Annotated in this window: 14 protein-coding genes and 1 riboswitch; of the genes, 12 read left to right on the top strand and 2 right to left on the bottom strand. The window is 62.0% G+C overall.

The features are described from left to right. Positions 1–137 precede the first annotated feature (137 nt). From metK to metF, 4 genes are all read left to right on the top strand, one after another. Positions 138–1,304 (top strand): methionine adenosyltransferase, encoded by a 1,167-nt coding sequence (gene metK / locus CLU94_RS12095; RefSeq protein ID WP_034783537.1) that lies wholly within the window; start codon positions 138–140, stop codon positions 1,302–1,304. Positions 1,305–1,427: 123 nt separating this feature from the next. Continuing rightward, positions 1,428–1,496: riboswitch (S-adenosyl-L-homocysteine riboswitch) on the top strand. Between the two features lie 27 nt (positions 1,497–1,523). After that, positions 1,524–2,948 (top strand): adenosylhomocysteinase, encoded by a 1,425-nt coding sequence (gene ahcY / locus CLU94_RS12090; protein WP_092713571.1) that lies wholly within the window; start codon positions 1,524–1,526, stop codon positions 2,946–2,948. Positions 2,949–3,029: 81 nt separating this feature from the next. After that, the gene (locus CLU94_RS12085) at positions 3,030–3,386 is read left to right on the top strand and encodes a phage holin family protein (protein WP_099665786.1); all 357 of its coding nucleotides are present in this window, start codon (positions 3,030–3,032) and stop codon (positions 3,384–3,386) included. Continuing rightward, the gene (gene metF, locus CLU94_RS12080) at positions 3,373–4,203 is read left to right on the top strand and encodes a methylenetetrahydrofolate reductase [NAD(P)H] (protein WP_034783533.1); all 831 of its coding nucleotides are present in this window, start codon (positions 3,373–3,375) and stop codon (positions 4,201–4,203) included. Before CLU94_RS12085 ends, metF begins: the two co-directional genes overlap by 14 nt. 15 nt (positions 4,204–4,218) lie before the next feature. On the opposite strand, the gene CLU94_RS12075 is transcribed toward metF, so the two are convergent. Then, positions 4,219–4,746 carry a 5-formyltetrahydrofolate cyclo-ligase gene (locus CLU94_RS12075; RefSeq protein ID WP_099665785.1) on the bottom strand — a complete coding sequence of 176 codons (528 nt, stop codon included), beginning with the start codon at positions 4,744–4,746 and terminating at the stop codon, positions 4,219–4,221. A 104-nt stretch (positions 4,747–4,850) separates the two neighbouring features. On the opposite strand from CLU94_RS12075, the gene CLU94_RS12070 reads away from it, so the two are divergent. The 4 genes from CLU94_RS12070 (at position 4,851) to CLU94_RS12055 (ending at position 9,479) form a co-directional block, all read left to right on the top strand. After that, positions 4,851–6,839, top strand: coding sequence for a lytic transglycosylase domain-containing protein (locus CLU94_RS12070; protein WP_099665784.1), 1,989 nt, complete (start codon positions 4,851–4,853; stop codon positions 6,837–6,839). A gap of 12 nt (positions 6,840–6,851) precedes the next feature. Then, on the top strand, positions 6,852–7,568 hold the full coding sequence (locus tag CLU94_RS12065; RefSeq protein ID WP_099665783.1) for a glutathione S-transferase family protein: 717 nt from the start codon (positions 6,852–6,854) through the stop codon (positions 7,566–7,568). 12 nt (positions 7,569–7,580) lie between these two features. Then, complete coding sequence (locus CLU94_RS12060) at positions 7,581–8,678, top strand: multifunctional CCA addition/repair protein (protein WP_099665782.1); 1,098 nt, start codon at positions 7,581–7,583, stop codon at positions 8,676–8,678. 87 nt (positions 8,679–8,765) lie between these two features. Next, entirely contained in the window at positions 8,766–9,479 is a 714-nt protein-coding gene (locus CLU94_RS12055) for a GNAT family N-acetyltransferase (protein ID WP_099665781.1), read from the top strand. Here CLU94_RS12055 and CLU94_RS12050 read toward each other — a convergent pair. Next, entirely contained in the window at positions 9,471–9,995 is a 525-nt protein-coding gene (locus CLU94_RS12050) for an Lrp/AsnC family transcriptional regulator (protein ID WP_034753092.1), read from the bottom strand. The genes CLU94_RS12055 and CLU94_RS12050 overlap by 9 nt on opposite strands. A 125-nt stretch (positions 9,996–10,120) precedes the next feature. On the opposite strand from CLU94_RS12050, the gene hppD reads away from it, so the two are divergent. The 4 genes from hppD to CLU94_RS12030 all read left to right on the top strand — a co-directional run bounded on the left by hppD (position 10,121) and on the right by CLU94_RS12030 (position 19,546). Further along, complete coding sequence (hppD, locus tag CLU94_RS12045; RefSeq protein ID WP_099665780.1) at positions 10,121–11,248, top strand: 4-hydroxyphenylpyruvate dioxygenase; 1,128 nt, start codon at positions 10,121–10,123, stop codon at positions 11,246–11,248. 196 nt (positions 11,249–11,444) lie between these two features. After that, a complete protein-coding gene (locus CLU94_RS12040; RefSeq protein ID WP_099665779.1) occupies positions 11,445–15,041 on the top strand; it encodes an indolepyruvate ferredoxin oxidoreductase family protein in 3,597 nt (1,198 codons plus the stop codon). Between the two features lie 124 nt (positions 15,042–15,165). Beyond that, complete coding sequence (locus CLU94_RS12035) at positions 15,166–16,662, top strand: S41 family peptidase (RefSeq protein WP_099665778.1); 1,497 nt, start codon at positions 15,166–15,168, stop codon at positions 16,660–16,662. A 163-nt stretch (positions 16,663–16,825) separates the two neighbouring features. Beyond that, complete coding sequence (locus tag CLU94_RS12030) at positions 16,826–19,546, top strand: TonB-dependent receptor plug domain-containing protein (protein ID WP_099665777.1); 2,721 nt, start codon at positions 16,826–16,828, stop codon at positions 19,544–19,546. Positions 19,547–19,581 lie beyond the last annotated feature (35 nt).

Below are 19,581 nucleotides of genomic sequence, written 5' to 3'. Positions count from 1 at the left end.
AGCGTAAAATACCACGTATGCAGTAACCGCTGAGTTAATAGACAACTTGCGATGCGGAATATAAATCTCGCTAAAGCGTCGCAGGCAAAATCCTCTTTACTGCGACAGAACATTCACATAGTAAACAGGAGCTTGCAATGTCAAACGACTATCTCTTCACTTCCGAATCCGTTTCGGAAGGCCATCCCGACAAGGTTGCCGATCAAATTTCCGACGCCATCCTTGACGCCATCCTGACCCAGGATCCAGCCGCCCGCGTGGCTGCCGAAACCCTGTGCAACACCGGTCTGGTGGTGCTGGCTGGCGAGATTACCACGCACGCCAATGTGGATTATATTCAAGTTGCGCGCGAAACCATCAAACGCATCGGCTACGACAACACCGAATACGGCATCGACTATAAGGGTTGCGCCGTGCTGGTGGCCTACGACAAGCAATCGCCGGACATCGCGCAAGGCGTCGATGAAGGTGCGGGTATTGACCTGGATCAAGGCGCTGGCGATCAGGGCTTGATGTTCGGTTACGCCTGCGATGAAACGGCCGAGCTGATGCCTGCCGCCATCCACTACGCGCACCGCCTGGTCGAGCGCCAGTCGCAGCTGCGCAAGGATGGCCGTTTGCCATGGCTGCGTCCGGACGCGAAATCGCAAGTCACGCTGCGCTACGTCGATGGCCGCCCGGTCGGCGTGCACACGGTCGTGCTGTCGACCCAGCATGCGCCGGAAATCTCGCACAAGCAGATCGAAGAAGCCGTCATCGAAGAAATCATCAAGCCGATCCTGCCGCGCGAATGGCTGACGGAGACCAAATTCCTCGTCAACCCGACGGGCCGTTTCGTCATCGGCGGTCCGCAAGGCGATTGCGGCTTGACCGGCCGCAAGATCATCGTCGACACCTACGGCGGCGCAGCCCCGCACGGCGGCGGCGCGTTCTCGGGCAAGGACCCGTCGAAAGTCGACCGTTCGGCAGCGTACGCGGCCCGCTACGTGGCGAAAAACATCGTCGCGGCCGGCCTGGCGCGCCAATGCCAGGTGCAGGTCAGCTACGCCATCGGCGTGGCCAAGCCGATCAACATCACCGTCTACACGGAAGGCACGGGCGTGATTCCCGACGCGGAAATCGCCAAGCTGGTGCTGGCGCACTTTGATCTGCGTCCAAAAGGCATCGTGCAAATGCTCGACCTGCTGCGCCCGATCTACCAGAAGAGCGCCGCCTACGGCCATTTCGGCCGCGAAGAGCCGGAATTCACGTGGGAACGCACGGACAAGGTCGCCCTGCTGCGCGACGCTGCCGGCCTGAAGTAATCTAGTCGGATTTGCAAGAAAAGCGCCCCGGCCTGCTGGCCGCGGGCGCTTTTTTTATGTGTTGTTACGTGGCAATGCCGTGCAAACAGGCTGGCGCGGCGGCCTTGACAATGATAAAATCCCGTGTCCGAGGAGCGTTGCGACGAAGAAATTCGCCAGGCTCGGAATATCCTGCAACTGCGCTCACGTACCTTTTTCAACAACTGAAAGGAGGGCGTGATGAACGCCGTACTCAAATCGCAACACGACTACACCATCGCCGATATCACCTTGGCCGCATGGGGCGACAAAGAAATCAAGATTGCTGAAACGGAAATGCCTGGCCTGATGGCCATCCGCGAAGAATTCGCGGCAGCGCAGCCTCTGAAAGGCGCGCGCATCACCGGTTCCATCCACATGACCATCCAGACCGCCGTGCTGATCCAGACCCTGGAAGCACTGGGCGCGCAAGTGCGTTGGGCATCGTGCAACATTTACTCCACGCAAGATCATGCCGCCGCCGCCATCGCCGCCGCTGGCACGCCTGTGTTCGCCGTCAAGGGCGAGTCGCTGGACGATTACTGGGAATACACGCACCGCATCTTCGAATGGCCGAACGTGGACGGCAAGGCCGTCTACTCGAACATGATCCTCGACGATGGCGGCGATGCCACCCTGCTGCTGCACCTGGGCGTGCGCGCGGAAACCGACCTGTCGGTGCTGGCCAACCCCGGTTCGGACGAAGAAATCTGCCTGTTCAACTCGATCAAGAAACACTTGCTGGCCGACCCGACCTGGTACTCGAAGCGCCTGCCGGAAATCCTCGGCGTGACGGAAGAAACCACCACCGGCGTGCACCGTTTGTATCAAATGCACAAGGAAGGCAAGCTGGCTTTCCCTGCGATTAACGTGAACGATTCCGTCACGAAATCGAAGTTCGACAACCTGTATGGCTGCCGCGAATCGCTGGTCGACGGCATCAAGCGCGCCACCGACGTGATGATCGCCGGTAAGGTCGCCGTCATCGCCGGTTACGGTGATGTCGGCAAGGGTTCGGCGCAAGCCATGCGCGCCCTGTCGGCGCAAGTATGGGTGACGGAAGTCGATCCGATCTGCGCACTGCAGGCGGCGATGGAAGGCTACCGCGTCGTGACCATGGATTACGCCTGCGAACACGGCGACATTTTCGTCACCTGTACCGGCAACTACCATATCCTCACGCACGATCACCTGACGCGCATGAAAGACCAGGCCATCGTCTGCAACATTGGTCACTTTGACAATGAAATCGACGTTGCTTCGTTGAAACAATACGAGTGGGAAAACATCAAGCCGCAAGTCGACCACATCATCTTCCCGTCGGGCCGCCGCATCATCCTGCTGGCCGAAGGCCGCCTGGTCAACCTCGGTTGCGGCACGGGCCACCCGTCGTACGTGATGAGCTCGTCGTTCGCCAACCAGACGATCGCCCAGATCGAGCTGTACGCGAACACGGCCAACTACCCGGTCGGCGTGTACACCTTGCCGAAACACCTCGATGAAAAAGTCGCTCGTTTGCAACTCAAAAAGTTGAATGCGCAGCTGACGGAACTGACGCAAGAGCAAGCCGACTACATCGGCGTGCGCACGGAAGGCCCTTATAAACCTGAACACTACCGTTACTGATCGGTAGTCCGGGGCTGTCACTCACCCTCCGAGGGCCGACGCCTGGCGCCGGCCTGACCTCACTTTTGACAGGCTAGAGAAATGCGCTTGCTACTGATTTGGTTTATCAATGCGGCGGCCCTGTTTGCCGTCCCTTACCTGATGCATTCGGTGACGATGAGCAGCGGCTGGACCGCGCTGCTGGCCGCTGCCGTGCTGGGGCTGGTCAATGCGCTGATCCGTCCTTTGCTGATCCTGCTGACCCTGCCCGTGACGTTCTTGTCGCTGGGCCTGTTCATTTTGATCATCAACGGCTTCATGTTCTGGCTGGTGGCGCAAATGATCGCTGGTTTCCATGTCGCCAGTTTCTGGTCTGCCGTGGGCGGTGCCATTCTGTACAGCATCATTTCCTGGGCCTTGTCGACCTTACTTTTGAGCAACGACGATGGAAAAGCATAACTTCAGTATTGAGTTTTTCCCGCCGAAAACCCCGGAAGGGGCGGAAAAGCTGCGCGCCACGCGTGTCAAGTTGTCTGAATTGCATCCGAAGTATTTCTCGGTGACGTTTGGCGCCGGCGGCACCACGCAGCAGGGTACCTTGGACACCGTGCGCGAGATCCTGGCGGCCGGCGAGCAGGCCGCGCCCCATCTGTCTTGCGTGGGCGGTTCGCGCGAATCGATCCGCGCCGTGCTGGCCGACTTCAAGGCGGCCGGCGTGAACCGCATCGTGGCCTTGCGCGGCGACTTGCCGAGCGGCTACGGCGCCTCGGGCGAGTTCCGCTACGCCAACGAGCTGGTGGAATTCATCCGCGCCGAGACGGGCGACCATTTCCATATCGAAGTGGCCGCCTATCCGGAAGTGCACCCGCAAGCCCGTTCGCCGCAGGACGACTTGAACGCGTTCGCGCGCAAGGTGCAGGCCGGCGCCGATGCGGCCATCACCCAGTACTTCTACAATGCCGACGCGTATTTCCAGTTTGTCGAGCAGACGCAGAAGATGGGCATCAACGTGCCTATCGTGGCCGGCATCATGCCGATCACTAACTACACGCAATTGATGCGCTTTTCGGACATGTGCGGCGCGGAAATTCCACGCTGGGTGCGTCTGAAACTGGCCAGCTTCGGCGACGACAGCGCGTCCATCAAGGCTTTTGGCCTGGACGTGGTGACGGGCTTGTGCGAACGCCTGCTGGAAGGCGGCGCGCCAGGCTTGCATTTCTATAGCATGAACCAGGCGGCGCCCACGACCGCACTGTGGCAGCGCCTGGTCAAGTAATCCCCATCTGATCCGTCAGAGCAGATCGCCCTCGGTCACGATGTGATCGAGGGCGATGTCGTATTCGCCGTTGGGAAAGCTTGCCGCCAGGCAGGCATAGGCGATGCCCACGGTGCGCGGACGGGGCAGTTGCGCCAGGGTGCGGTCGTAATAGCCGCCGCCATAGCCGAGCCGGTACCGTTCCCCATTAAAACCCAGGCAAGGTACCAGCAGGGTGCCGGGCGCCGGGCGCAGGCGCAATTCGGCCGGAACGGCCACGCCCATGCCATCCTTGACCATCGCTTCTCCCGGCGTCCAGCTGGAAAACGCCAGCGGCGCATGCTTTTCCAGCACCACCGGCAAGCTTAATTGCACGCCGCGCGCGGCCAGCTGCGCATACGCGTCGTGCAAGTCCGGCTCGCCATGCAGGGGCCAGTACACGCCCAGTTCCTCGATGTTTTCCTGCGTGCACCAGTCCAGCAGGCGCTGCGCGATGGCCGCATCCCACTGCGCGCGCGTGGCGTCGGGCAGGGTGCGCCGGGCCGCCAGCAAGGCTTTGCGCAAGCCGGCTTTTTCCTGTGGCGCAATGGGTGGCCGTGCAGCCGGATCGCATGTTATTCTAGGGTCGCTATTCATATCACCATCAAGTTAAGATTGAGAGTCGTACATTGATTTCCCCACTGAAATGGATTGCCGGCACGATGCTGTGTGTTGCATCGGCCTTGTCTCCCCTGGCCGCCCTGGCCCAGGTGTCCGCCACCGTAACGCCTGCCGCTCCCGACACGCGCAGCGAGGACGATGCCTTCCTGCTGCTGCGCGACGCCGCGCGCAAGGATGACGTCGAAAAAGCCGATTTTTATGCGGGGCGCCTGACGAATTACCAGATTCCCTCGTATGTCGACTATTATCGGCTGAAACCGCGCATCAAACAGTTGACCGAGGCACAATTTCGCGATTACCTGAACCGCTACAAGGGTAGCGCCATCGCCGACCGTTTCCGCAACGACTGGCTGCTGGAACTGGGCCGCAAGCGCGACTGGGTCGTGTTTGATGAACAATACCCGCAATTCGCCCTCGACGACGACACCCAGCTCAAGTGCTACGCGCTGATGTCGCGCGCCGCCAAGGGGCAGAACGTGGCGTCCGAGGCGCGCAACCTGCTCGTCTCGCCGCCTGGCTATGGCGAAGCGTGCGGCAGCCTGATCGCGGCACTGGCGCAAAATGGCCAGTTCGACACGAATGATCTGTGGGCGCAGATCCGCCTGGCGGGCCAGACCAACGCTACCGGCCCGGCCCGCCGCATCGCGTTGCTGCTGGGCGCGTCCGACGCGAAGATGGCGCAAGCCATCGACTTGCCGGCGCTGGTGCTGGCCAAGGGCGCGGGCGCCAGCCGTGCCGATCACGAAATGTACCTGCTGGCCGTCGGCCGCATGGCGAAAAGCACCTTGAAACTGGGCGTCGTGGCCCTGCAAAAGGCGAGCGCGCAATTGACGCCGCAGGAACAGGCCATCGGCTGGGCCAGCCTGGCCTTGCAAGCGTCGTATGCGCTGGCGCCGGAAGCGTTCGAATATTGGCAAAAAACCAATGGCGCACCCCTGACCCAGGAGCAGATGCAATGGAAGGCGCGTATCGCCTTGCGTGAAGGCAACTGGCCACTGGTGAAGGCCGCCATCCAGGCCATGCCGGCGTCCCTGCGCACGGATCCCACCTGGGTGTACTGGCTGGCGCGCGCGCAGCAGGCGGAAACGCCGGGCCGCCCGAACCCGCAGGCGGACGCCCTGTACCGCACGATTTCCGACCAGTCGAATTTCTATGGCTTGCTGGCCAATGAAGAACTGGGCAACCATCTGGTGTTGCCGCCGCCGGGCCAGCCGGTCAGTCCGACGGAAATCGCCGCCATGGCCGCCAATCCGGGCTTGCAGCGCGCCTTGAAATTCTTCAACATGCGCCTGCGCTTCGAAGGCACGCGCGAGTGGAACTGGGAATTGCGTTCGATGACGGACCGCCAGCACCTGGCGGCCGCGGAATTTGCGCGCCAGAACAATGTGCTCGACCGCATGGTCAACACTTCGGACCGCACGCGCCTGGAAGTGGACTATACGCAGCGCTACCCGACGCCGCACGACGACGTCATGCATCCGGCCACGCAAACCCTGGGCCTGGACAAGGCCTGGGTGTATGGCTTGATCCGCCAGGAATCGCGCTTCATCATGGATGCGCAGTCGCACGTGGGCGCGTCCGGTTTGATGCAGGTCATGCCGTCGACGGCCCGTTATGTCGCCAAGAAGATCGGCCTCACCGATTTCGTCACGGAAACCTTGAGCGATGTGCGCACCAACGTCTTGCTGGGCACGAATTACCTGAACATGGTGCTTGGCGGTCTTGACGGTTCGCAAGTGCTGGCCAGCGCCGCCTACAACGCGGGACCTGGGCGCCTGCGCATCTGGCGCGCCACCATGACGCGTCCGCTGGAAGGCGCCGTCTTTGCCGAAATCATTCCGTACACGGAAACCCGCGGCTACGTGAAAAACGTGATGGCCAACGCCACCTATTACGCGGCCCTGTTCGAGAAGAGCCCGCAGTCGCTGAAGGCGCGCCTGGGCACCGTGGGACCGAAAAACAGCGCCGTTTCCGCCGATTTGCCATCCTCCAACTAAAGTCCGCCGACCATGCAAACGACCATCCTTGATCCCAGCCTGACGCAAACCCTGGCCGCCGCGCGCGAGCCGGGCCTGACCCTCATCATCGGCAACAAGAATTACTCATCGTGGTCGATGCGCCCGTGGGTGGCCATGACGGCCTTCGGCATCCCGTTCCAGGAAGTGCGCGTGCTGCTCGACCAGAGCGACACGGCCACCAAGATCGCGGAATATTCGGCCTGCGGCCGGGTCCCCGTGCTGCTGGCCGGCGAGATCACGATCTGGGACAGCCTGGCCATCTGCGAATACCTGGCCGAGCAGTTTCCTGATAAACACATGTGGCCGCAAGACGTGGCCGCGCGCGCCATGGCGCGTTGTATCTGCGCGGAAATGCATTCCGGCTTTACCGGCTTGCGCACCGATATGTCGATGAATATCAAGGCAAGATTGCCGGGACGTGGCCGCACGGCCGCCGCGCAGGCCGACATCGGCCGCATCAGCGAAATCTGGGAAGAGTGCCTGTCGCGCTTTGGCCACCACCAGTTCCTGTTTGGCGATTTTTCCATCACCGACGCGTATTTCGCCCCCGTCGTCATGCGTTTCCGCACGTATGGCGTGAGCCTGGCGCCGGCCCTGAACGCGTATTGCGAGCGCGTGCAGGCGCACCCGGCCGTGGCCCGCTGGATCACGGAAGCGCTGGCGGAAACGGAAGTCGCTGCCAAGCACGACGCGGAATTACCTGAATAAGAAAAGAGTGTTATGAAGATTTACACGGTCGGTGGCGCGGTGCGCGACCAACTGCTGGGCTTGCCCGTGAAAGACCACGACCACGTCGTCGTGGGCGCCACGCCGGAAGACATGCTGCGCCAGGGCTTCCGCCCAGTCGGCAAGGATTTCCCCGTGTTTTTGCACCCGAAGACGCAAGAAGAATACGCCCTGGCCCGCACGGAACGCAAGACGGCGCCCGGCTACCGGGGCTTTGTCTTCCACACGGCGCCCGACGTCACGCTGGAAGACGACCTGGTGCGCCGCGATCTGACCATCAACGCCATCGCCCGGGCCGAGGATGGGACGTTGACCGATCCGTTCGGCGGTATCGAGGATATTCGCAATAAAATCTTCCGCCACGTCTCCGACGCGTTCGGCGAAGACCCCGTGCGGATCTTGCGCCTGGCCCGCTTTGCCGCCCGTTTTCATACTTTTACTGTCGCGCCCGCCACCCTGGCCTTGATGCGCCGCATGGTGGCCGACGGCGAAGTCGACGCCCTGGTGGCCGAGCGCGTGTGGCAGGAAGTGGCCAAGGGGCTGATGGAAAGCCATCCTTCGCGCATGCTGACGGTGCTGCACGAATGCGGCGCCCTGGCGCGCATCATGGGCGAAATCACGCTGAGCGAACGCTTGCTGCAGGTCGTCGACCATGCCGCCGCGCAAGGTCATGACTTGCCCGTGCGTTTTGCGGCCTTGATGCTGCGCATGAGCAAAGATGCCATCGAGAAACTGAGCGAGCGCTTGCGCGTGCCCAACGAGTGCCGCGAGCTGGCCGTCATGGCGGCGCGCGAACGGGACCATATCAATGGCGCGCTGGCGCTGAGCGCCGAAGCCGTGGTGAGCTTGTGCGAACGCTGCGACGGCTTGCGCAAGCCGCAGCGCTTTGCGCAACTGCTGCAAGCCGTCGCTTGCGACGGGCTGGTCACTGGCGATTTCCCTCAGGCGGCGCGGCTGCAGGGCGGATTGGATGCGGCGCGCGCCGTGAATGCGGGCGCGCTGGCGCAAGGCTGTGCGGAGCCGAAACGCATCCCCGAAGTCATCCACGCGGCGCGGGTGGCGGCCGTGCAGGCGTTCCTGGGCCAGGCTTGAATGGCGGGAATACGCTACAATGGCGCCACAATGTTGCACTGCACAATGCCGGCCTGACGTGCCGCAGCACCGCCCCCAGGAGTCGACGTGACCTTACCCAAGCTGTTTCAAAACCCGTTTCGCCGCTGGCTCAGCCGTAGCGGCGGCGGGCGTCCGACCGTGCTCGTCAAGCAATTGCATGAGCGCGACCGGCGCCGCATGATGAAGCATTTCCTGTCGCTCGAGAAAAGCGACCGCCTGCTGCGCTTCGGCAGCGCCTTGCCCGATGAACTCGTGGCCCAGTACGTGCAAAAGATGGATTTTTCGCGCGACATGATCTACGGCGTCTACAACAGCCTGTTCAAGCTGGTGGGGGTGGGGCACCTGGCGTTCGCGCCGAAGGACCAGTCGCCGGCGAAAAGCGTGGTGACGGACAAGGAGCAGGTGGCCGAGTTCGGCGTATCCGTGTCGAAATCCATGCGCGGCATGGGGGTCGGGTCGAAATTGTTCGAGCGGGCGGCGATTCACTGCCGTAACAATGATGTCGATACCCTGTACATGCATTGTTTGTCGTCGAACAAGACGATGATGCATATCGCCAAGAAGGCGGGCATGGAAATCCAGCGCGACTATGGCGAAGCCGATGCATATCTGAAACTGTTGCCGCCGAACCCGACCAGCATGCTGCAGGAAGCCGTGCAGGAACAGTTCGCCATGTTCGACTACACGTTCAAGGCCAACGCGCGTGCCGCGTTCAAACTGTGGGATCGCTTGCCGGGGCGCAAGAAGAAGCCCGGGCCGCCGTCACCGCCGTCACAGTAAGGGCAGGGCCGTCGTATCCTTGATGCGCTGCAAGGCAAAGCTCGATTTCACGTCCAGCACGGCCGGGTGGCGCAGCAATGTCGCCATCATGAAGCGCGAAAAGTGTTCCATGTCTTCCACGTGCACGCGCAACAGATAATCCATTTCGCCCGTCATTGCATAGCAGGCCACCACTTCCGGCCATTGCGCCACGGCCACGGCAAAGTCGGCGCGCGGCGAGGTATTCGTCACCAGATTCGGCGCCAGCACGCGCGCCGTGCTGTGCGCCGTGGCGTCGCTGTGCTTTTCCAGCCGCACGTTGACGTAGGCGAGCAAGCCCAGGCCGATCTTTTCCGGGTCCAGCAGGGCCACGTACTGGCGGATCACGCCCGCTTCTTCCAGCCGTTTGACGCGGCGCAAGCATGGCGACGGCGACAGGCTGACCTGTTCGGCCACGTCCTGGTTCGACAGGCGGCCATCGGCCTGCAGGACGGCGAGGATCTTGCGATCCGTTTTATCCAGCGTAATTTTGCTCATGCTTCCTCCGGTGGTTCGACTTTCACGCAATATTATTGCGCAAATCATGATTGTTCGGGAGATCTTTGGCATTTAATGCCCACAGACCGCGCCTATACTGTGCGCTACTTCTTGGAGGAGACATCATGCAATTTCAGCCTTGGGATAACCCGATGGGTACCGATGGTTTCGAGTTCGTCGAGTATGCAGCACCAGACCCAAAAGCATTGGGCAAGCTGTTCGAGAACATGGGCTTCACGGCCATCGCGCGCCACCGCCACAAGGATGTGACCCTGTACCGCCAGGGCGACATCAATTTCATCATCAATGCCGAACAAGATTCGTTCGCGCAGCGTTTTGCCCGCCATCACGGCCCGTCCGTGTGCGCCATCGCCATCCGCGTCGACGACGCGGCCTTCGTATACCGCCGCGCGCTGGAACTGGGCGCCTGGGGTTTCGACAATAAGACAGGTCCGATGGAGCTGAATATCCCCGCCATCAAGGGCGTGGGCGATTCCCTGCTGTACTTCGTCGACCGCTGGCGCGGCAAGGGCGCCGACAAGCCGGACGCGGCCGCACCTGGCGGCATCGGCGATATCAGCATCTATGACGTCGATTTTGTCGCCATTCCCGGCGCCGTCGCCAACCCCGTCGGCCATGGCCTGACGTATATCGACCACCTGACGCACAATGTGCACCGTGGCCGCATGAAGGAATGGGCGACGTTCTATGAAAGCCTGTTCAACTTCCGCGAAGTGCGCTATTTCGACATCGAAGGCAAGTTGACGGGCCTCAAGTCGAAGGCCATGACTTCGCCGTGCGGCAAGATCCGCATTCCGATCAATGAATCGTCGGACGACAAGTCGCAGATTGCCGAATACCTGGACCAGTACCATGGCGAAGGCATCCAGCATATCGCCCTGGGCACGGACAATATCTACGCGTCCGTGCAAGGCATGCGCGATACGGGTATCGATTTCCAGGATACGATTGAAACTTACTATGAGCTGGTCAACCGCCGCCTGCCGAACCACGGCGAGCAGCTGGAAGAACTGCGCCGCCTGCGCATCCTGATCGATGGCCACAGCACGGAAAACGAACGCGAGCTGTTGCTGCAAATCTTCACGCAGACGGTGATCGGCCCGATCTTCTTCGAGATCATCCAGCGCAAGGGCGACCAGGGCTTCGGCGAAGGCAATTTCCGCGCCCTGTTCGAATCGATCGAGCTGGACCAGATCAAGCGCGGCGTGCTGAAAGATACGAACGCCGCGTAATGTTGCTCTGTAACAAATAGTAGTGAAAATGGTACCCGCCCGGGAGTGCAGCGCAGCAAAGAACTGTGCGCATTCCTGTGGTAGTCTACGACAAACAAGTCATTTTTCCGCACCGGCATTGTCCACAAGGCACAGCCGGTACGTGTGAGTTCAACCGACTTTGCACGCGTAGCACAGAGAATAATGGAGACAAGTAATGAATGCACCAATCAAGGGCTCGAGTCTTGAGCCGGGCGCGCACGCGTCCGAAATTTCCCTGAACGACAAATACACGCTGGAGCGTGGCCGCGCCTTCATGACGGGCACGCAAGCGCTGATCCGCCTGCCCATGCTGCAGCGCGAGCGCGATTTGAAGGCTGGCCTGAATACGGCCGGCTACATCACCGGTTACCGCGGTTCGCCTGTGACGTCCGTCGACATGACGGCGATCAAGGCCAAGAAATACCTCGATGAACACCACGTCAAATTCCATCCGGGCCTGAACGAAGATCTGGCCGCCACGGCCGTCTGGGGCACGCAGCAAACGAATCTGTTCGAAGACGCCAAATACGACGGCGTGTTCGGCATGTGGTACGGCAAGGGCCCTGGCGTCGACCGCTGCGGCGACGTCTTTAAACACGCGAATAACGCCGGTTCCGCCAAGCATGGCGGCGTGCTGGTGCTGGCCGGCGACGACCATGCGGCGAAATCCTCGTCGACGGCGCACCAGTCCGACCATATCCTGAACGCTTGCGGCATCCCCGTGCTGTACCCGTCGTCGGTGCAGGAATACATCGACTACGGCTTGCACGCGTGGGCCATGAGCCGCTACACGGGGCTATGGGTGTCGATGAAATGCGTGACCGACATCATCGAATCGGGCGCCGCCGTCGATTTCGACCCGGACCGCGTGCAGATCACCCTGCCGACCGACTTCGAGATGCCGGCCGGTGGCTTGAACATCCGCTGGCCCGACACGGTGCTGGAACAAGAAGTACGCATGAACAGCTACAAATGGTATGCGGCGCTGGCGTATGCGCGTGCCAACAAGCTCAATAAAATCATCTGGGACAGCCCGAAGGCGCGCATCGGCATCATCACGGCCGGCAAATCCTACCTGGACACGCGCCAGGCGCTGGCCGACCTGGGCATCGACGAGCAGACGGCGTCCGACATCGGCATCCGCCTGTACAAGATCGGCATGACGTGGCCGCTGGAAGCGGACGGCGTGCATGAATTCGCCAAGGGCCTCGATGAAATCCTCGTGGTGGAAGAAAAGCGGCAAATCCTCGAATACGCGCTGAAGGAAGAACTCTACAACCTCAAGGACGGCGAGCGTCCGCGCGTGGTCGGCAAGTTCGACGACACGGGCGAATGGAGCAACCAGAAGGGCACCGGTCACGGCGACTGGCTGCTGCCGGCCACGTATGAGCTGAATCCGGCCATGATCGCCCGCGCCATTGCCAGCCGCATCTCGCGCTACTACGCCGGTCATCCTGTGGAGCAGCGCGTCAAGGAACGCATCGCCTACCTGGAAGCGAAGGAAAACGTCCTCAAGGCCATCAGCGTGAAACCCGATCCGCAAAAGGACCGCACGCCGTTCTTCTGCTCCGGCTGCCCGCACAACAGTTCGACCAAGGTGCCGGAAGGCTCGCGCGCGCTGGCCGGCATCGGCTGCCACTACATGGTGCTGTGGATGGACCGCGAAACGTCGACGTTCACCCACATGGGCGCCGAAGGCGTCACGTGGGTGGGGCAGGCGCCGTTCACGAATGAAAAGCACGTATTTACCAACCTTGGCGACGGCACGTATTTCCACTCGGGCATCCTGGCCATCCGCGCGGCCGTCTCGGCCAAGGTGAACATCACTTATAAAATTCTGTTCAACGATGCGGTGGCCATGACGGGCGGCCAGGAATTCGACGGCCCGCTGTCGCCGGCGATCATTTCGCGCCAGATCGCCGCCGAAGGCGTCGGTCCCATCATCGTCGTCACGGATGAACCGGAAAAGTACCCGGACGATTACGCCTGGGCGGAAGGCGTCACCGTGCGCCACCGTTCGGAACTGATGGACGTGCAGCGCGAATTGCGCGACATGCCCGGCGTATCGGCCATGATCTACGACCAGACCTGCGCCTCGGAAAAACGCCGCCGCCGGAAACGCAATGAATACCCGGATCCGGCCAAGCGCGCCGTCATCAACGAAGCCGTCTGCGAAGGCTGCGGCGACTGTTCCGTGCAATCGAACTGCCTGTCGGTGGAACCGCTGGAAACGGAACTGGGGCGCAAGCGCCAGATCAACCAGTCGTCCTGCAACAAGGATTTCTCGTGCACGACGGGTTTCTGCCCCAGTTTCGTGACGGTGGAAGGCGGCGGCTTGAAAAAGCCGAAGAAGGCGGCTGCCGCCGACAAGGACGCGCCAGCGGCGCCGGCCTTGCCGACGCCAAGCATTCCCTCGACGGCCGAGCCGTTCGGCATCCTGGTCACCGGCATCGGCGGCACGGGCGTCGTCACCGTCGGCCAGATCCTGGCCATGGCGGCCCACGTGGAAGGCAAGGGCTGTTCCGTGCTGGACATGAGCGGCCTGGCGCAAAAGGGCGGCCCCGTGATGTCGCACGTGCGCCTGGCGGACCGCCAGGAAGATATCCACTCGACGCGCGTGGGTACCGGTGCGGCTGACCTGGTCATCGGCTGCGACTTGATCGTCACGGCCAGCCGCGACGCCCTGTCGCGCATGGGAGAGGGCCGCAGCTGGGCCATGATCAACTCGACCAGCTCGTCGACGGCCGCGTTCGTGAAAAACCCGGACTGGCAATTCCCCGGCGCCTCGGCGCGCATGGAAATCGAAAAGGCGTGCGGCAGCGACCACGTGGACTTCATCGACGCGGGCCAGATCGCCACGGCGCTGATGGGCGACTCCATCGCGACGAACATGTTCATGCTGGGCTATGCCTGGCAAAAGGGCAAGGTGCCGCTGTCGGAAGCTGCCATCATGAAGGCCATCGACTTGAACAATGTCTCGGTGGCGTTCAACAAGGCCGCCTTCAACTGGGGGCGCGCGGGTGCCCACGATACGGCCAGCCTGGTGCGCATGACGACGCCAGCCAAGGTGGTGGAATTCAAGCGCATCGAAACGCTCGACGACCTGATCGAAAAGCGCGTGGCCCTGCTGACGGCTTACCAGGACCGCGCGTATGCGCAGCAGTACCTGGACTTCGTCGGCCAGGTGCGCGCCGCCGAAAGCGCGCTGAACGGCCCGCACCTGCGCCTGACGGAAGCCGTGGCCCGCTACTTCTACAAGCTGATGGCCTACAAGGACGAGTACGAAGTGGCACGCCTGTACACGGACGGCGCCTTCCAGGCGAAGATCGCCGCCATGTTCGAAGGCGACATCAAGCTCAAGTTCCACCTGGCGCCGCCGATCATGGCGAAAACGGATGCCCATGGCCATTTGATCAAGAAGGAATATGGCCCGTGGATGCTGAAGGCGTTTGGCGTGCTGGCCAAGTTCAAGGGCTTGCGCGGCACGGCTTTCGACGTGTTCGGCCATACGGCCGAGCGCAAGATGGAGCGCGCGCTGATTCTTGAGTACCGCGCGACGGTAGGCGGCTTGCTGCCGAAACTGACGACGGCCAAGCTGGCGCAAGCCGTGGCGATTGCCAGCATTCCGGAAGACATCCGCGGCTATGGCCACGTGAAGGAGCGTCATTTGAAGGCGGCGAAAGAGAAGGAAGCCAGTTTGCTGATCGCCTTCAATGCGCCGACGCCGCTGCCGCCCGTCATGGCGGCACCCGTGGCGGCCACCGTGGCGTGATGGGGTGAACTTCACGCTGTAGCAATGGCGCCTGCGGGCGCCATTTTTTTTGTATCAAAGAAAACAACGCCTGTTTGTAAAACGTCTTATAATTTTTCGATAATTTCTTTTCGGAAAGTTCGTCATGTCTTCCCTGCGCTTTTCCGCCCTGGCGGTTCCTCTCGTATTGTTGTTGAGTGCCTGCGGCGGAGGTGGCGGCGGCAGCGACAGCGCGCCCGTCGTGCCGCCCGTGACGCCGGCGGGTCCGGCGGCGCTGGTCGCTTCGTCCACGGTCGAGAACCGCTGCGCCGCGCCGCGCGGCAGCAGCATCGACAAGCCGGGCACCTTGCTCGATGAACTGACGTGGGTGCGCAGCTGGATCGATGAAACGTATCTGTGGTACCGCGAAGTGCCGGCCACCTACCAGGCGCAAAGCTTCGCCACGCCCGTCGCGTACTTCGATGTGCTGAAAACGACGGCCATGACGGCATCCGGCAAGCCGAAGGACCAGTTTCATTTCACCTTGCCGACGACAGAATGGGAAGCTTCGCTCAACGGCGTGGAACTGGGCTACGGCATGCTGCTGGCGCTGACGCGTAGCACGCCGCCGCGCAAGGCGGTGATCTCGATCGTCGAGCCGGGCTCGCCGGCGGCACTGGCGGGCTTGCGGCGCGGTGACGTGCTGCAAACCGTCGATGGCGTCGATTTCGTCAATGCCCCCGACGCGGCCAGCGTGGCTATCCTCAACGCCGGCCTGTTCCCCAAGGCGCAAGGCGCGCACACGCTGGGATTGAGCCGTAACGGCGCGCCCCTGTCGGTGAGCCTGACGGCGGTGGACGTGAGCACCAGCGCCGTGCAGAACGAGCGCATCATCGACACGCCCACGGGCAAGGTGGGCTACCTGACCTTCAACACGCACAACAACGTGGCCGAACGTCAGCTGGTCGAGACCATGGCCCGCTTCCAGGCGGCCGGCATCAGCGACCTGGTGCTCGATGTGCGCTACAACGGCGGCGGTTACCTCGATGTCGCCAGCGAACTCGCCTACATGATCGCCGGTCCGCAAGTCACCACCGGCAAGACCTTCGAGCAGGTGCTCTTCAATGACAAGACGCGGCCAGAAGCGCCCGTGCCATTCCATGCGCAAAGCCAGGGCTTTCCCGCGCAGAATCCCTTGCCCAAGGGCACGCCGCTGCCCTCGCTGGGGCTTAAGCGGGTGACCTTATTGACAACGGGCAATACCTGCTCGGCCAGCGAAGCGATCATTAACGGCTTGCGCGGCGTGGACGTGCAAGTCAACCTGATCGGCGGCACGACGTGTGGCAAGCCCTACGGTTTCTATCCCGCGCCGAATTGCGGCACCACGTATTTCGCCGTGCAATTCCAGGGCGTCAACGCCAAGGGCTTTGGCGACTTTGCCGATGGCATGGCGCCGACCTGCGACGTGGCGGACGATTACCAGCATGCGCTGGGCGACGCGGCGGAAGGCATGCTGGCGGCGGCGCTGCGCTACCGCAGCAGCGGCAGCTGCACGCCGGCCATGGGGGCCACCAGGCTGTTGAGTTCGATGGAGAGTCCGGCCGACGCGGCCACGCGCCTGTTGCGGCCCTCCTACAAGGAAATTGCCATCAGGCGCCGTTAACACGCATGTTCCTGCCATGAGCTAGCGAGGACGCCTGGCGTTTTCCTGCTCATGAATATTTCTATATAACAATTTTGATATATAGAAAGATGAATCCATTCGTTCTGGAATGACTGACATTTTGCTATCTTGCCGCTTTTCTCCCACCTTGAGAAGCGCAACGATGTCGAAACAGTTCAAGTTAACACCGCTCAGCCTTGGCGTACTGGCCATCCTGGGCGGCACCGCATGGCAGGCGCACGCGCAAACGCAAGCGCCCGCAGCGGATCAGCAGGCGGCGGCCACCCCGCCAGCCGTCGTGGTCACCGGTTCGCGCATTCCCCGCGCCAGCCTGGAAGGCCCGTCTTCCGTCACCATCCTGACCGGCGACGAAATCACCAAGCAGGGCTACAAGAACGTCTTCGACGCGCTGACCAGCCAGGTGCAGAACAGCGGCTTTACGCAGGGCGAGGATTACGGCAATACCTTCACGCCGTCGGCCAATACCATCAGCCTGCGCGGCCTGGGCCCGAACCATACCTTGATCCTGCTGAACGGCCGCCGCCTGGCCGACTTCCCCATCGCCTATGACGGCGCCGTCAACTTCACCAACCTGGCGAACATCCCGTCGAGCATTGTCGACCGCATCGAAATCCTCAACGGCGGCGCCTCGGCCATCTATGGCTCGGACGCGATCGCCGGCGTGGTCAACGTGATCCTGAAAAAACAGACGGACGGCTTCGATATCAACGTCAAGCTGGGCGGCACCTCGCGCGGCGGCGCCGGCAACCAGCGTGTGCAGCTGACGGGCGGCGGCAATTTCGACAAGCTGCATACCCTGTTCAGCGTGGAACTGAGCCAGCGCGACCCGCTGTGGAGCATGGACCGCGACTTCATGACCAGCCGCTCCGGCGTGCCGACGACGATCGCCGCGCGCCGCACCCTGGTGAAAGGCAAGGCCGGCAACTATGTCGACCTGGGCGACACCTGCGGTCAGTTCGGCGACATGTTCGGCGGCAGCGTCAGCAAGTATACGGCGGCAAACGGCAGCTATTGCGCCAGCCCGAAAGCCCGCCCGACCTTCTGGACCACGCAGACGAAGAACCAGAGCCAGAACGTGTTCGGCAGCGCCAATTACGAGCTCGATGCCGACACCACCCTGTTTGCCGATGTCCTGATCGGCAAGAACAAGACCGTCAACAATACGCGCGGCCCGTCGTGGACCTCGGTTTCGCTGAACGGCAATTCCTTTCTGAACCAGAACAGCGGCGCCTACGAAGAGTGGACGCGCTTTATCTCGCCCGAGGAAATCGGCGGCGTGCAGCGCTACAACCGCAGCTGGGACGACCTGGCCACGGCCATCTCGCTGGGCGCCAAGGGTCGCATTCCGGGCAGCGCCTGGCAATATGAGGCGAACTACAACGCCTCGGTCTACACGAGCGAAGCCCACCGGCCGCAATTGCGCTCGAACATCGACAGCTTCTTCCTGGGACCGAAGATGGGCACGGACGCGAATGGCGTGGCCATCTACGCCCCCGATCCCGCGCGCCTGTCGCAGCGCCTGACGCCGACCGAATTCGACAGCATCAGCGGCTACAGCGACAGCAAGGACAAGGCCTGGACGAATACCCTGAGCCTGGCCACGAATGGCGACCTGTTCCAGCTGCCCGCCGGCACGGTGAAAATCGCCACGATTGCCGAAGCGAGCAAGCAGGGCTTCAGCAACGAACCCGACGCGCGCATCGACCAGGGCTATTTCAATGTCGCCACCGGTTCGGGCGTCACGGCCGGCACCCGTTCGCGCTATGCGCTGGGCGCGGAGTTGAATGTGCCGCTGCATGAAAAGCTGACCGCTACCGTCGCCGGCCGCTATGACCGCTACAGCTTTGCCGGCCGCAAGGAAGGCAAGTTCACCTACAACGGCGGGCTGGAGTTGCGTCCGGCGCCGGACCTGCTGTTCCGCGCCAACTACGCCACCAGCTTCCGCGCGCCGGACATGAACTACATCTACCAGGCACGCGGCAAAGGCTATTATTCGAGCACCACCGACTATTACCGTTGCGATGCTGCGGGCAAGGCCATCGACGGCTGCGAATATGCCAATAAATCGCCGGGTGCCGATTACGTGCAGAACGGCAGCCGCGACCTGCAGTCGGAAAAGGGCAAGTCCTTCGGCGTGGGCGCCGTCTGGTCGCCGAGTTCCAATTTCGACGTCTCGGTCGATTACTGGAACATCAAGATCGACGACCTGGTGACGAATCTGGACGCCGACAAGCTGCTGCGCGACGAATCCGATTGCCGCCTCGGCAAGGCCGATATCGGCTCGCCGACCTGTATCGATACCCTGGGCCGCATCGAGCGCTACGCGGCCAATGCCTTGAACAAGGCGGGCGAGATCAAGACCATCACCGTCAACCCGATCAACGCGGCCAAGAAAAGCAGCAGCGGCATCGACGTCAGCCTGAAATACTTGCTGCGCACGACGGACTATGGCCGTTTCGCCTTCAAGGCCAACTACGCCCGGGTGCTGAGCAAGAAATCGCAGCAATTCGCCGGCGATGCAGAGACCGATGAAACCAAATCGATGACCAACATGGATTGGCCCGACAAGCTGAACCTGAGCGTCAACTGGGCTGCGGGCGACTGGTCGAACACCTTGCTGGTCAGCCGTTACGGCAAGCTGCCGAATGCCGCCGGCAAGGCTTACCTGACGCCGACGGCGCTGGCCAACATCAGCACCGTCTACCGCATCAACGACCGCGCCACCGTTTCGCTGATCGTCAACAACGTGTTCGACAAGATCAAGCGCGACGCCAGCAACGGCTGGCCGTACTACCCGATCGGCAACTACAGCCCGCAAGGCCGCCAGGGGTGGATCGAGTTCAACTACCATTTTGGCTCGTAATTCACGCTTGCCAGAACAAGGCCGGAGCAGCTGAC

It is taken from the genome of Janthinobacterium sp. 13 (assembly GCF_002749695.1).
GTDB classification, from domain to species: domain Bacteria; phylum Pseudomonadota; class Gammaproteobacteria; order Burkholderiales; family Burkholderiaceae_D; genus Janthinobacterium; species Janthinobacterium kumbetense.
The sequence above is the reverse complement of the archived record's forward strand: the minus strand, read 5'-3'. Positions and strand labels throughout refer to the sequence as shown.

What these genes read in the sequence shown, in the direction of transcription:
- metK (WP_034783537.1), top strand. Translation starts at nt 138, where the DNA reads ATGTCAAACGACTATCTCTTCACTTCCGAATCCGTTTCGGAAGGCCAT.
- metF (WP_034783533.1), top strand. Translation starts at nt 3,373, where the DNA reads ATGGAAAAGCATAACTTCAGTATTGAGTTTTTCCCGCCGAAAACCCCG.
- CLU94_RS12035 (WP_099665778.1), top strand. Translation starts at nt 15,166, where the DNA reads ATGTCTTCCCTGCGCTTTTCCGCCCTGGCGGTTCCTCTCGTATTGTTG.
- CLU94_RS12065 (WP_099665783.1), top strand. Translation starts at nt 6,852, where the DNA reads ATGCAAACGACCATCCTTGATCCCAGCCTGACGCAAACCCTGGCCGCC.
- CLU94_RS12040 (WP_099665779.1), top strand. Translation starts at nt 11,445, where the DNA reads ATGAATGCACCAATCAAGGGCTCGAGTCTTGAGCCGGGCGCGCACGCG.
- CLU94_RS12050 (WP_034753092.1), bottom strand. Translation starts at nt 9,995, where the DNA reads ATGAGCAAAATTACGCTGGATAAAACGGATCGCAAGATCCTCGCCGTC.
- CLU94_RS12060 (WP_099665782.1), top strand. Translation starts at nt 7,581, where the DNA reads ATGAAGATTTACACGGTCGGTGGCGCGGTGCGCGACCAACTGCTGGGC.
- hppD (WP_099665780.1), top strand. Translation starts at nt 10,121, where the DNA reads ATGCAATTTCAGCCTTGGGATAACCCGATGGGTACCGATGGTTTCGAG.
- CLU94_RS12085 (WP_099665786.1), top strand. Translation starts at nt 3,030, where the DNA reads ATGCGCTTGCTACTGATTTGGTTTATCAATGCGGCGGCCCTGTTTGCC.
- CLU94_RS12030 (WP_099665777.1), top strand. Translation starts at nt 16,826, where the DNA reads ATGTCGAAACAGTTCAAGTTAACACCGCTCAGCCTTGGCGTACTGGCC.
- ahcY (WP_092713571.1), top strand. Translation starts at nt 1,524, where the DNA reads ATGAACGCCGTACTCAAATCGCAACACGACTACACCATCGCCGATATC.